The sequence below is a fragment of the Mycobacterium sp. genome (assembly GCF_032162105.1).
In the GTDB taxonomy this organism is placed as follows: Bacteria; Actinomycetota; Actinomycetes; order Mycobacteriales; family Mycobacteriaceae; genus Mycobacterium.
In genome coordinates, this window is the sequence record NZ_JAVRPS010000422.1 from 1 (window position 1) to 12,764 (window position 12,764).

The following is a 12,764-nucleotide window of genomic DNA, read 5'->3' on the forward strand; positions in this document are numbered from 1 at the left end:
GGCGGCCACGCCGAGCAGTGGAAAGGCGACGAACGTGGCGGCGAGCACCAGCAGGTGCAGTCGCCAGTGACGAAGGCCGTGCCAGGCTTGGGCCGGGGCGAGGCGGGCGCCGTACAACGCGAACAACAGCGCGATGACGATCTTCGTCGCGACGGACAGCCCGTCGCCGAAGGCTCCGCCCGCGGGGAGCACCGCGGCCAGCGCGACGACCGCGAGCAATGCGATGAGGAAGCCGTCTGCGGGTATCCACCGCACCCAGTGGGGCATGACCCTCAGTTGCAGGACAGCGTGCAGGATGCGCAGGCGCCCGCGCAGCCCGCCGCGGACTGGTGAGCCTCCTGGCGTGCCACGGCCTTGGCGCTCTGATAGCACCCCGCGGCAACTGTGCCAACGGCACCGACCACGCAGACCACGACGACCAGCAATCCGGTCTGCGGTCGGGCAGACAGCGCCACAGCGCCTCCTGCGGCCAGCATGGCGGCGGCCGCCAACTGCGTGGGAGCGACGGTGCGGAGCACCTGCCGGACCGGATCGCCGGACTGCGGCCGGGTCAGCAACCACAGCCCAAGACCGGCGGTGACGGCGGCGGCGCACAGGCACAGCACCGCGGCGATCAGCATGCGCGACACATTACTGGCCCGCCGCAGGGGCGGCGGTCTGGGCTGCGGCTTAGCTGGGCACCCCGAGCAGCGGTGCCGGACCCACCGGTGCCGGACCGGCCGGTGGCGCGCCGGGCGGTGGCGGGGTCGCCGCGTCGGGCGAGCTGACGCGGAATCCGTTGACGATCGCGTCCGTGGCGGTGCCAGCGGCCACCGATACCTGCGCGCTGGTGGTCACCGCCCGCGTCACCAGGTACCGGTCGGTTCCTGAGGTGGCGATGACGTGGCGCTTGGAGGTGTTCAGCGTCAGATTGTTCTGCCGGTAGGTGCCCTCCATCATCGCCGACGGCATGCCACCGAAGTCCGCGAGCGACGCGTCGGTGGACCGCCACGCCGGAAGCTGCTGGCTGTCGATCAGGCCGTGGCTGATGGCTTCCTTGGGATCGAAGTCACCGAGAAGCTTGTAGACGATGACGGAGGCGTTCGACGTGTACAGCCCGTCGCCGCCGACACGGTCCGCGATCACCGCGAAGGCGTCGGGCACGTTGGGATCGGGCACCTGGCTCCAGCCGGTCGGCATCGGGAGCACGATGTTGAGCGCCTTGAAGTCCTTGGCGGCCTGCGGTTCGAGGCCGACGTTCTTCCCCTTGAAGAAGTCGATGATGGTCCCGGAGGCGGCGGGCACGATGGTGGACGGCGCGGCCACCGGCGCGACGGGGGTGGCGACGTTCAGGCCTGCGGCGGACTGGACGCCGGGCGTTGCGGCCGGGCCCGCCATCGGCATCGCCGCCTGGACCGGCGCCTGCGCGACGGGTGCGGCTGGCGCGCCCGCCGCGACGGTGACCGTCTGCGTCACGGTTGCGGGTGCGGGCACGGACGGCTGCGGGAGGGTGGGCTCGGCCGAGGCGGTGGTGCCTGCCAGGCCGACGACGCAGGCCACACCGGCGGCGAAACCTCCTGCAACGAGCCCCCAGCGGCGGGCATTCACGAACATCTGACGCGGTCCTTCCGAGAACGATCTGGCCCCAACCCGGGCGGACATGCCCGTGGTCAGGCGCCGACTGTATCCACGGCCGAGTGTTTGCCACTAGGGCTGGAATCGACTCGCAACCATGCGCTGACCGGTCTGCAACGCAACCGAGATCAACCCGTTGCAGGAGCACGGAGAACACCCGTGACCTGGGCCACATGGCGCGCCGACGGTCGCGCACACACCGTTGACTACCCTGTTCACGTGACTGATCGCGACGGCGACTCCGACGCTTCGGACACCCCGCAGTTCCGCTACACCGCGGACCTGGCCGGGGAGATCGAGCGCGGCTGGCAGGAGACGTGGGCACGGTCGGGCACGTTCAACGTGTCCAATCCGGTCGGGTCGCTGGCTCCCACCGACGGCAGCACGGTGCCGGCGGACAAGATGTTCGTGCTGGACATGTTCCCGTACCCGTCGGGTGAGGGCCTGCACGTCGGGCACCCCCTTGGTTACATCGCCACCGACGTCTACGCCAGGTACTTCCGGATGACCGGCCGCAACGTGTTGCACGCGTTGGGCTTCGACGCCTTCGGGCTGCCCGCCGAGCAGTACGCGGTGCAGACCGGCACGCATCCCCGCACGCGCACCGAGGCCAACATCGTCAACTTCCGCCGTCAGTTGGGCCGCCTGGGCCTCGGTCACGACGCGCGCCGTAGCTTCGCCACCACCGACGTCGACTTCTACAAGTGGACGCAGTGGATCTTCCTGCAGATCTACAACGCGTGGTTCGACCCCGCGGTCGACAAGGCGCGGCCGATCAGCGAGTTGATCGCGGAGTTCGAATCGGGCGCGCGCGCTCTGGAGGACGGCCGCACGTGGTCGGAGCTAACCGTCGGCGAGCGCACCGACGTGGTGGACGCCTACCGGCTGGTCTATCGGGCCGACTCGGTGGTGAACTGGTGCCCGGGGCTTGGCACGGTGCTGGCCAACGAGGAAGTGACGTCGGACGGCCGCAGCGATCGCGGCAACTTCCCGGTGTTCCGGAAGCGGTTGCGGCAGTGGATGATGCGCATCACCGCATACTCCGACCGGCTCCTCGACGACCTCGACGTGCTGGACTGGCCCGACAAGGTCAAGGCCATGCAACGCAACTGGATCGGGCGGTCCACCGGCGCCGAGGTGCAGTTCGCCACGGACGCAGGCGACATCGAGGTCTTCACCACCCGGCCGGACACCCTGTTCGGCGCCACCTACATGGTGTTGGCGCCGGAGCATCCGCTGGTCGAACGGCTCACCGCCGCGGACTGGCCCGACGAGGTGGACTCGCGGTGGACCTACGGTGCGGCGACGCCTGCCGAGGCGGTGGCCTCCTACCGTTCGGCGATCGCGGCGAAGTCCGATCTGGAGCGTCAGGAGAACAAGACCAAGACCGGCGTGTTCACGGGTGCCTACGCGACCAATCCGGTGAACGGTCAACGCATTCCGGTGTTCATCGCCGACTACGTGTTGATCGGCTACGGCACCGGCGCGATCATGGCGGTGCCCGGCGGCGACCAGCGCGACTGGGACTTCGCAGGAGAATTCGGCCTCCCGATCGTCGAAGTCATCAGCGGTGGCGACATTTCGCAGGCCGCCTACAACGGCGACGGTGTGCTGGTGAACTCCGGCGACCTCGACGGGCTGAGCGTCGCGTCGGCCAAGGAAGCGATCGTCGCGCGGTTGGAGGCCGACGGCCGCGGCAGGGCCCGCGTCGAATACAAGCTGCGGGACTGGCTGTTCGCCAGGCAGCGCTACTGGGGCGAGCCGTTTCCGATCGTCTACGACGCCGACGGCCGCGCCCATCCGCTGCCGGAGTCGATGCTGGCCGTGGAACTTCCCGACATCGCGGACTACTCGCCGGTGCAGTTCGACCCCGACGACGCGGACAGCGAGCCCTCGCCCCCGCTGGGCAAGGCCACCGAATGGGTGCACGTCGACCTCGACCTCGGCGATGGCCTGAAGCCCTACACCCGCGACACCAACGTGATGCCGCAGTGGGCGGGCAGTTCGTGGTACGAGCTGCGTTACGCCGACCCGCACAACTCGGAGACGTTCTGCGCCAAGGAGAACGAGGCGTACTGGATGGGGCCGCGGCCGGCCGAGCACGGCGCGCACGACCCCGGTGGTGTAGACCTGTACGTGGGCGGCGTCGAGCACGCGGTGCTGCACCTGCTCTATTCGCGGTTCTGGCACAAGGTGCTCTACGACCTCGGTCACGTCAGTTCGCGCGAGCCGTACCGGCGACTGGTGAACCAGGGCTACATCCAGGCGTTCGCCTACACCGACGCGCGGGGTTCCTACGTACCCGCCGCGGAAGTCGTTGAGCGCGACGGTAAGTACTGGTATCCCTCACCCGACGGCGAGATCGAGGTGTCTCAGGAGTTCGGCAAGATCGGCAAGAGCCTGAAGAACTCCGTGTCCCCCGATGAGATCTGCGAGGAGTACGGGGCCGACACCCTGCGCGTCTACGAGATGTCGATGGGTCCACTGGAGGCCTCGCGGCCGTGGGCCACCAAGGACGTGGTCGGGGCGTACCGCTTCCTGCAGCGGGTCTGGCGCGTGGTGGTCGACGAGGGCAGCGGAGCCGAACGGGTCGCGGACCACGAGGCCATCGGTGACGAGACGCTGCGGCTCCTGCACAAGACCATCGCCGGAGTCGCGGAAGACTATGCGGCGCTGCGGAACAACACCGCCGCAGCGAAGCTGATCGAGTACACCAACCACCTGACCAAGGAAGGCGTGAGCGCGCGCGCGGCCGTCGAACCGCTGGTGCTGATGGTCGCGCCGCTGGCGCCGCACCTGGCCGAGGAGCTGTGGCGGCGTCTTGGCCACGACACGTCGCTTGCGCACGGGCCGTTCCCGAAGGCCGATCCGGCCTACCTGGTCGAGGACACCGTCGAGTACCCCGTCCAGGTCAACGGCAAGGTGCGCGGACGCGTCACCGTCGCGGCCGACGCCGACGCCGACGTGCTCGAGGCCGCCGCGCTGTCCGATGAGAAGGTCGCCGCGTTCCTGGCTGGCGCCGTCCCGAAGAAGGTCATCGTGGTCGCGGGCAAGCTCGTCAACATCGTCGCCTAAGTTGCGATTTGGGCGCGTTTACGGTCGCTCAGGCCGAACGGGAACGCGCCCAAATCACCGGGGCAGGGGTGGCGTGCGGGGCGGCGGCGTGCGCCTGCGACCGGTCGCCTCGACCGCGGCGGCGTACCGTAGCAACGCGACGTCGTCGTACGCGCGCCCGGCGAAGGTCAGCCCCACCGGCATGCCGATGTCGGCCATGGTTCCCATCGGCACCGTGACGGTCGGGATGCCGAGATGCCGAATCGCCAAGTTGCCGTTGGCCACCCACACCCCGTTGCGCCAGCCCAGGTCCGCCGACGCCGGGTTCACGTCCATGTCGGCGGGCCCCACGTCGGCGACCGCGGGGAACATCACCGCGTCCAGGCCCAACCCGTCCATCCACTCCTCGAGGTCGACCCGCCGCGTGCGCTCCAATCCGTGCACGCCGTCGGGCAGATGCGGGATGGCGAGGAACGACTCGATCGGGTGGTCGCTGACGAACGCCGGATACTCCGCGATGTCGTCGTCGAAGCCGGCGTAGCGATCGGGCAGCGCGCCCTGCGGAGGCGGGAAGATCCGGCTGCCGTCGACGTCCGCGAGCCGGCTCAGCGTCGGATCGCCGTTGGCGGCCAGGAAGTCGTCCCACGCCCACGCCGACAGGTCCACGATCTCGCGGTGCAGGTACTCGGGGGTGACCAGGCCGCGGGTCGCGATGGTCGGCGCGCCGGCCCGGTCGCCCTCGTAGTTGCTGACCACCGGGAAGTCGACGTCGATCACCTCGGCGCCGGCGTCGCGCAGGTCGCGTCGGACCGCGTCGAACAACTCCAGCACCGACGGTCGGGTCTCGATCCGCTGACCGGTCGGTCCTCCGATGCCGGTGGCGCCGGGGCCACCCGCATCGGGATCGGCGTTGACGTACATCCTCGGCACGCCGAACCGCCGCCCGGCCAACGCCTCCCGGCCAGCGGCCAGCGCGGGGTACGACGGGGGCCGCACCTCGTCGACCCGCGGTACCGGCACCCACGGCTGCGCCCGCCAGAAGTCGCCGCGGGTGTCCGGATCCTCGGCCACCACGACGTCGAGCACCTCGAGGAGGTCGGCCATCGAACGGGTCTGCGGCACGACGACGTCCATCGTGGGCACCAGCGGCCAGCCGCCCCGAGTCGAGATCACCCCGCGCGACGGCGTGTAGGCGCACAGCGCATTGTTGGACGCCGGGCCGCGACCAGACGACCAGGTCTCCTCGCCGATCCCGAACGCGCAGAACGAGGCAGCGGTCGCCGTGGCCGATCCGTTCGACGAACCTGATCCGAACGGCGCGGTGAGATAGTCTGCGTGGTAAGGGCTTTCGGCGCGACCGTAGAGGCCGCGCTGCATCCCGCCGTTGGCCATCGGCGGCATGTTGGTGAGTCCGATCAGCACCGCTCCTGCCGCACGCAGGCGCCCGATGACGAACGCGTCGTGCTGGGCGACCAGATCCGCGAACGCCGGGCTGCCCGCGGCGACGGTCAACCCGCGGGCCAGGTAGCTGTCCTTCGCGGTGTAGGGGATGCCGTCCAGCGGTCCCCAGGTCTGGCCGGCGGCCCGCCCCGCGTCGGACGCCTCGGCGTCGGCGCGGGCCTGCGGGTTGGCCACCACGACCGCGTTGAGCGAGTCGTCGAACGCGGCGATGCGGGCCAAATACGCCTCGAGCAGCCCCACCGCGGTGACCTGCCCGCTGTCCAGGGCTGCGCGCAGGTCGGCGATGGACGCCTCGTGCACTTCGAAGGTCATCCCCACACCTAGCGCGGCCGGATGACGACTTCGTACACGTGCCCGTCGGGCGGCGTCGCGACCGCCTGCGCCACCACCGCGGCCACCGTCTCGGGTTGCAGGAAGTGTTCGGCAACGTAGTCGCGACCTTCGTAGGCGACCAGGTCGCGCTGCATGTCGGTGGCGATCCGACCCGGGTGCACGGAGGTGACGCGCAGGTCGGGCTCGTCGGCGCGCAGCGAGTCGGCGAATGCCCGCAACGCGAACTTGCTGGCCGAGTAGGACGCCAGTCCGGGCGAGGCATTGTGTCCCGCACCGGAGTTGATGAAGATCACGTGCCCACGCGCGCTGCGCAGGGCGGGAAGCAACGCCAGCGTGAGCGCAACCGCGCCGACGACATTGACCTCGAGAGTGGCGCGCCATTCGTCGACGGTGGACTCGGCCACCCGCCCGGGGTAGGACACCCCCGCGTTGTGGATCAGCACGTCGAGGTCGGTCAGCACCTCGGCGCCCGCCTCGATGGAGTCGGGATCGGTGAGGTCCAACGGCCAGGTGGGGGCGCCGAGCCGCTCGGCGAGGGCGTCGAGGCGGTCCGACGGGCGGCCCGCCAGCAGCAGCGTATGGGTGGGCGCAAGTGCTGTGGCGATGGCGGCACCGAGCCCGCCGCCGGCCCCTGTGATCATCGCGGTCGGCACGTCGTCACAGTACCGACCTGCATAGTTCGCCTCGAGGTCGCATCATTGAAGCAATGCCCCCCGATCCCAGCTTCGCGCCCACGCAACTCGCGGCCCGTGCCGCCTACCTCCTGCGTGGCAACGACCTCGGCGTGATGACCACCGCCGCGCCCTTGTTGTACCCGCACATGTGGAGCTGGGACGCGGCGTTCGTCGCGATCGGCCTCGCGCCCCTGAGCGTGGAACGGGCGGTCGTCGAGCTGGACACGCTGCTGTCCGCGCAATGGCTGAACGGGATGATCCCGCACATCGTCTTCGCCAACGGCGTCGACGGGTACTTCCCAGGGCCGGCGCGGTGGGCGACATCGGCGCTGGCGGCCAACGCCCCGCGCAACCGGCACACGTCCGGCATCACCCAGCCGCCCGTCCACGCGATCGCCGTTCAGCGCATCCTCGACCACGCCCGGACGCGGGGCCGCTCCACGCGTGCCGTCGCCGAGTCGTTCCTCGACCGCCGCTGGGCCGATCTGGTGCGCTGGCACCGCTGGTTGGCCGAGGCACGCGACCCCCAGTCGCACGGTCGGGTCACGCTGTATCACGGCTGGGAGTCCGGCATGGACAACTCGCCGCGCTGGGACAGCGCCTACGCCAACGTGATTCCCGGCACCGTGCCCGAGTACCAGCGCGAGGACAACGCGATCGTCACCGACGCCACCCAACGGCCGTCCGACGTCGAGTACGACCGGTACCTGTGGCTGCTCGAGGAGATGAAGTCGGTCCGCTACGACGACGAGTTGCTTCCGAAGGTGATGAGCTTCGCCGTCGAGGACGTCTTCGTATCCGCCATCCTGTCGGTGGCCTGCACGGTGCTGGCCGAGATCGGCGAGGACTACAAGCGGCCCAACGCCGACGTCCGCGACCTGTACTCCTGGGCCGAACGCTTCCGCAAGGGCGTCGTCGAGACCTCCGACGAGAGAACCGGCGCGGCAAGGGATTACGACCTCCGGGCCGAACGGTTGGTGGCGACGGAGACGGTCGCGCAGTTCGCGCCGCTGCTGTGCGGGGGTCTGCCGCACGACAAGGAGCGCAGCCTGCTGCGGCTACTCGACGGCCCACGGTTCTGCGGGCATCCCGATCTCAAGTACTCGCTGATCCCGACGACCTCGCCGGTTTCGCGGGACTTCCGCGCGCGGGAGTACTGGCGCGGCCCCATCTGGCCTGTGACGACCTGGCTGTTCTCTTGGTGCTTCGCCCGCAGGGGGTGGTCCGAGCGCTCGTTGATGCTGCGGCGCGAGGGGCTGCGCCAAGCCAGCGACGGCACCTTCGCCGAGTACTACGAACCCTTCACGGGCGAACCGTTGGGCAGCATGCAGCAGTCGTGGACGGCCGCCGCCGTGCTGGACTGGCTGGGTTGAACCCCGAGTCGCTGCGCTCCTGCCCGCCGGACGCTAAGCCTGTTCGATCTAGTCGTCGGTCGCTTGCTCCGCCAGCCGCGCCAGCGGCTCCAGCGCATGCGTCAACGCCGCCCGCTCCTCGTCGCTGAGCTTGCTCAGCATGCCGGCCAGTTTCGCCCGGCGCGTGGCGATGGCCTCGCGGTGCTGGACCAGTCCGCGGGGAGTGACGTCGACCAGAACGGCGCGCAGATCGGATGGATCCCTGGAGCGCTTCACCAGTCCGAGCTTCTCCAGCCGCCGGATCGCGACGGTGGTGGTCGGGGTGCGCACACGCTCGTGCGCCGCGAGTTCGGTCATCCGGATCGGACCCTTGTCGAGCAGCGTCAACAGGATGGACAGCTGAGCCAGGGTGAGGTCGGCTGTGCCTTCGGCAGTGGCTCGGCTGGTGTCCCCACGGCGCAGTACAGAGAACATTTTGGAGAGCACCTGCTGCAGCTCTCCGGCCAGCTCAGTGACCTGCGGTTCGGTCTCTACCATAATTCGCTAGTCTAACCTGTCATTGCCTGCCAGAACCCAGACATGCCGCGATTTCGTTTGAACTGGCGGTGATCCGCACCTGACGGCGCGTGTCAGGACGTTGCTCGACCTACAGCACCTGGGAGAGGAACTGGCGCAGCCGGTCGGTCTCGGCGCCTTCGAAGATCCGCTCGGGTGGTCCCGATTCGACCACCGCTCCGTGATCCATGAAGACCACCGCATCGGCGGCCGACCGCGCGAAACCCATCTCGTGCGTGACGACCACCATCGTCATCCCGTCCGACCCGAGGTCGGCCATCAATGCCAGGATGCCCTTCACCAGCTCGGGATCCAAGGCCGAGGTCGCCTCGTCGAAGAACATCACCTGAGGGGCCATCGCGAGGGCGCGTGCGATCGCAACCCGCTGCTGTTGTCCACCCGACAACGTGGCGGGACGGACGTCGGCCTTGTGCCGCAGGCCAACTCGCTCCAGCTGCGCCAGGCCGAGGTCGCGCGCCACGTCGCCCCCGAGGCGTTTGAGCCTGCGCGGCGCTAGCGTGACGTTGTCGAGCACCGTGCGGTGCGGGAACAGGTTGAACTGCTGGAACACCATGCCGATGCGCTGGCGCAACTGGTCGGGATCGTCCTTGAGCACCGAGCGGCCGTCGAGCAGGATGTCGCCGTTGTCCGGTTCGTAGAGCCGGTTGAGGGTGCGCAACAACGTCGACTTGCCCGACCCCGATGGGCCGATCACCGCGGCGGTGGTCCCGGCGGGTACGTCGACGTCGACGCCACGCAGCACCGCGTTGGTTCCGAACGACAGATGAATGCCGTTGGCCGCCAGCGAAACCGGCTCGGACACGGTGGTTGGGGTCGAGGGGGTCGCAGTAGTCACACCATCTCCTGGGTCGACGAGGGACTGGCCGGGCTCGCCGGATCATCGGAATCCGTCACCAATCGGCCGCGCCGCAGGCGATTGTCGATGAAGTTGACCAGGTGAGTGAGCGGGATCGTCAACACCAGGTAGAAGAGCCCTGCGGCGACCAGCGGCGACAGATTGCCGGTCTGCGCGTTGAGATCCCGGCCCACCTGGAACAGCTCACGCTGGCTGGCGATCAGGCCGAGGAAGTACACCAGCGACGACGCCTTCAGCAGCGAGATGAACTGGTTGACCAGCGCGGGCAGCACCCGCCGCACGCCCTGCGGCACGACCACCAACTGCATGGACGCCGAGTAGCTGAAGCCCAACGCGCGCGACGCCTCCATCTGGCCCGCCTCCACGCTCTGGATGCCGGACCGGAAGATCTCGCCGATGTAGGCGCCCGCCATAAGCCCGAGGGCGGCGATGCCGAGGGGGTAGGGGTTGTTGTTGGTCAGCGACCCGACGACTGGTCCGACGCCCAGCCCGATCAGCAGGATGATGACCACCTCGGGCAGGCCGCGGAACACGTCGGCGTACACCCGGGCCGGCCAGCGCAGCCACCGCGACCGGGAGATGCCCGCGATCGCCAGGGCCATGCCGAGGATCAGCCCGATGATGCTGGCGCTGACGGTGAGGATCAGCGTGTTGGGCAGCCCGGTCGTGAGCAGGTCGGGGATGGCCTGTTTGTAGAGGTCCCAATCGAGGAAGGAGTCCTTGAGTTGGGACAACGTGGATTTCGGCGCGGAAGCCGCGACGTCGGCCGGGGCGCGGCTGGCGGCGATCGCGGCGAAGTCGGGCAGTTGCGGCAGCGGCGCGGCCTTCGAGCCGGGCTTCCATCCCGGCGGCAGCGCGCGTGGCACCCAGTCGGTGTACAGCTTCGACCAGGTGCCGTCGGCGATCACCGCGTCGAGCCCGGAGTTCAGCGCGTCGATGAGGGGCTTGTTCTCCTTGGCCACCGCGTAGGCGACGAAATTGTCCAAGCTGAAGGTGTTCTCGACGATCTGGGTCGGATCGCCTGCCTGAACGGTGCCCTGGGCCTGCTGCGACGGCGCCACCCACGCGTCGATCTGGCGGCTCTTCAGGCTGGCGTACACGGTGTTGTAATCGGGGAACTTCACCGGGTCCAGGCCGAGGGTGTCGACGACGTAGGCCTCCTGCACGGTGCCCTGCACGACGCCGATGCGCTGGCCCGCCGAGAGCCTCTCGAAGCCGGTGATCGGCGAGCCCGTCGGCACCACGAGGGAGAAGTAGCCGAAGTCGTAGCCGTTGGTGAAGCCGACGGTGCGGCGACGCGCATCGGTGGTGGTGATCGACGACGAGCCGACGTCGAATCGGCCCGACGCCGTCTGGGCAAGGAGGCCGGAGAACTCGGTGCCGACGAAGTCGACCTGCAGCCCGAGCTTGTCCGCGATCGCCCGCAGCAGCTCGTTGTCGAAGCCGGTGAACTGGCTTAGGGAGTTGATGCAGATGCTGGGCGGCGCGTCGGACAGCGTGCCCACGGTGAGCACGCCGGGTGTGCTCAATCGCAGCGCGGCGGCGTCGACGGCGCCGAGGGGCGCGACGGTCGGGGTGGTGTACTTGTCCTCGCCAGGGCCCTTGGCCGCCGCCGCCAGGTTGGTGGGCAACGCGCTGGCGCTCTGGATGCCGGGCGGGGCGCACTGGTCGACGTCGGCAGCTGCGGGCGGGGCGAGTCCCATGCCGAACACCGCGACCGCGACGAATGCGACGACCATCGTCTTGCGTAACCGGGCCATCCTGGCAACCTAGCGGCCGTCGCTACGGGGGCAGCGGCTTGCGCTCATTCAGAACGCAACGGACGGCGCGTGGGTCGAGGGCGCAAGGACACGGCGGCGGACCAGTTCGGCCAGCATGATCCGGCCCATCAGCTCGGCCCGGCCGACGCAGGCGGCCCGCGCGGCGCCGGGGTCTTGGTCGTCGATCGCGGCGGTCTCGGCGACGTAGTACGCCAGCAGTTCGTCGTGGCTGCCGAGGTACGCCTGCCAGAACGCGGGTGGCATGAGCGTCTGGGAGGCCCTGATCGCGGCCTGCAGCCGCGGCCCGGCGTACTCGTCGTTGATGATCTTGCGGTAGCGCCACGCGGTCTCGTTGAACGTGCGCGACTCCTTGCCTGCGCGCAACGCGTCGAGCAGCGTTTGAAGCGCGTCGAGCACCTTCGGGTTGCGCGCCGCGGCGGCCCTCGCCGAAGCGATGCCGTTCAGCATCCCGTAGAGCTCGTGATGTTCGCGGAGCACGCCTTCGTCGAATCGTTCGACGTAGGCACCTCGGTGGTAGCGCGTCGAGAGCACTCCATCGTGTTCGAGCTGAACCACTGCCTCTTGGATGGGCACCCGGCTGAGACCCAGCTGTTCGGCGATCTCGTTGCGGTCCAACCGATCTCCAGAGCGCAGTTTGCCCGTCAGGACCAGGTTCACGACGTGGGAGACGACCAGGTCCTTCTCTTTGACCCCGTACTTCTTGGGCATGGCGCGGTCAGTTTCTCACGCCGTCGCTCCAATCGGACGTCTTCGGCAGCTTCGGATCAGGCGCGCGCGTCACGCCACCGGCACAGCGCTTCGGCGCCGGTCAGGTCGTAGTCGGGGCCGTTGACGCCGACGGTGAGCAGGCTGACGCCGAGGCCGGCCATTACATCGGCCTCCTCGAGCAGCGCGTCGATGCTGTCGCCTTCCACGGCCGCCGAGTGCTCGATCGTGGCGGGGTCGCGGCCGACTGCCGCGCAATGCTGGGCCAACACCTCCGCCTTGTGCGGGTAGGTCTCACGGTCGACGAAGTAGTGCCACACGTCGCCGTGCTCGGCGACCTGGCGCAACGTCTTCTTCT

At 69.2% G+C, this 12,764-nt stretch carries 11 protein-coding genes and 1 pseudogene; 2 read left to right on the forward strand and 10 right to left on the reverse strand.

Going from position 1 to position 12,764, the window contains the following annotated elements; translation table 11 throughout:
• From QOC69_RS21420 to QOC69_RS21430, 3 genes are all read right to left on the reverse strand, one after another.
• The coding region (locus QOC69_RS21420; protein ID WP_526443313.1) for a bile acid:sodium symporter at window positions 1-267 on the reverse strand (267 nt) is incomplete at its 3' end.
• 5 nt (window positions 268-272) lie between these two features.
• Window positions 273-620, reverse strand: coding sequence for a hypothetical protein (locus QOC69_RS21425; RefSeq protein WP_526443315.1), 348 nt, complete (start codon window positions 618-620; stop codon window positions 273-275).
• Window positions 621-669: 49 nt separating this feature from the next.
• Window positions 670-1,593, reverse strand: a complete 924-nt coding sequence (locus QOC69_RS21430; RefSeq protein ID WP_526443317.1) for an LpqN/LpqT family lipoprotein — start codon at window positions 1,591-1,593, stop codon at window positions 670-672.
• Between the two features lie 240 nt (window positions 1,594-1,833).
• On the opposite strand from QOC69_RS21430, the gene leuS reads away from it, so the two are divergent.
• Window positions 1,834-4,689 (forward strand): leucine--tRNA ligase, encoded by a 2,856-nt coding sequence (gene leuS / locus QOC69_RS21435; protein WP_526443319.1) that lies wholly within the window; start codon window positions 1,834-1,836, stop codon window positions 4,687-4,689.
• A gap of 54 nt (window positions 4,690-4,743) precedes the next feature.
• Here leuS and QOC69_RS21440 read toward each other — a convergent pair whose 3' ends face one another.
• Together QOC69_RS21440 and QOC69_RS21445 are read right to left on the reverse strand one after the other, a co-directional pair.
• Window positions 4,744-6,441 carry an amidase gene (locus QOC69_RS21440; protein WP_526443321.1) on the reverse strand — a complete coding sequence of 566 codons (1,698 nt, stop codon included), beginning with the start codon at window positions 6,439-6,441 and terminating at the stop codon, window positions 4,744-4,746.
• Between the two features lie 8 nt (window positions 6,442-6,449).
• The gene (locus QOC69_RS21445; protein WP_526443323.1) at window positions 6,450-7,115 is read right to left on the reverse strand and encodes an SDR family oxidoreductase; all 666 of its coding nucleotides are present in this window, start codon (window positions 7,113-7,115) and stop codon (window positions 6,450-6,452) included.
• A gap of 53 nt (window positions 7,116-7,168) precedes the next feature.
• Between QOC69_RS21445 and ggh the strand changes: the two genes are divergently transcribed.
• Window positions 7,169-8,509 (forward strand): glucosylglycerate hydrolase, encoded by a 1,341-nt coding sequence (ggh, locus tag QOC69_RS21450; protein WP_526443325.1) that lies wholly within the window; start codon window positions 7,169-7,171, stop codon window positions 8,507-8,509.
• A gap of 48 nt (window positions 8,510-8,557) precedes the next feature.
• Here the strand turns inward: ggh and QOC69_RS21455 are convergent, their stop codons facing one another.
• From QOC69_RS21455 to QOC69_RS21475, 5 genes and pseudogenes are all read right to left on the reverse strand, one after another.
• Entirely contained in the window at window positions 8,558-9,025 is a 468-nt protein-coding gene (locus tag QOC69_RS21455) for a MarR family winged helix-turn-helix transcriptional regulator (RefSeq protein ID WP_526443327.1), read from the reverse strand.
• Window positions 9,026-9,134: 109 nt separating this feature from the next.
• Complete coding sequence (locus QOC69_RS21460; protein ID WP_526443333.1) at window positions 9,135-9,866, reverse strand: amino acid ABC transporter ATP-binding protein; 732 nt, start codon at window positions 9,864-9,866, stop codon at window positions 9,135-9,137.
• 29 nt (window positions 9,867-9,895) lie between these two features.
• On the reverse strand, window positions 9,896-11,680 hold the full coding sequence (locus QOC69_RS21465) for an ABC transporter substrate-binding protein/permease (RefSeq protein WP_526443329.1): 1,785 nt from the start codon (window positions 11,678-11,680) through the stop codon (window positions 9,896-9,898).
• A gap of 48 nt (window positions 11,681-11,728) precedes the next feature.
• Complete coding sequence (locus QOC69_RS21470) at window positions 11,729-12,409, reverse strand: GntR family transcriptional regulator (protein WP_526443331.1); 681 nt, start codon at window positions 12,407-12,409, stop codon at window positions 11,729-11,731.
• Between the two features lie 56 nt (window positions 12,410-12,465).
• Window positions 12,466-12,764 (reverse strand): annotated as a pseudogene (locus tag QOC69_RS21475) (LLM class F420-dependent oxidoreductase); the annotation flags it as partial.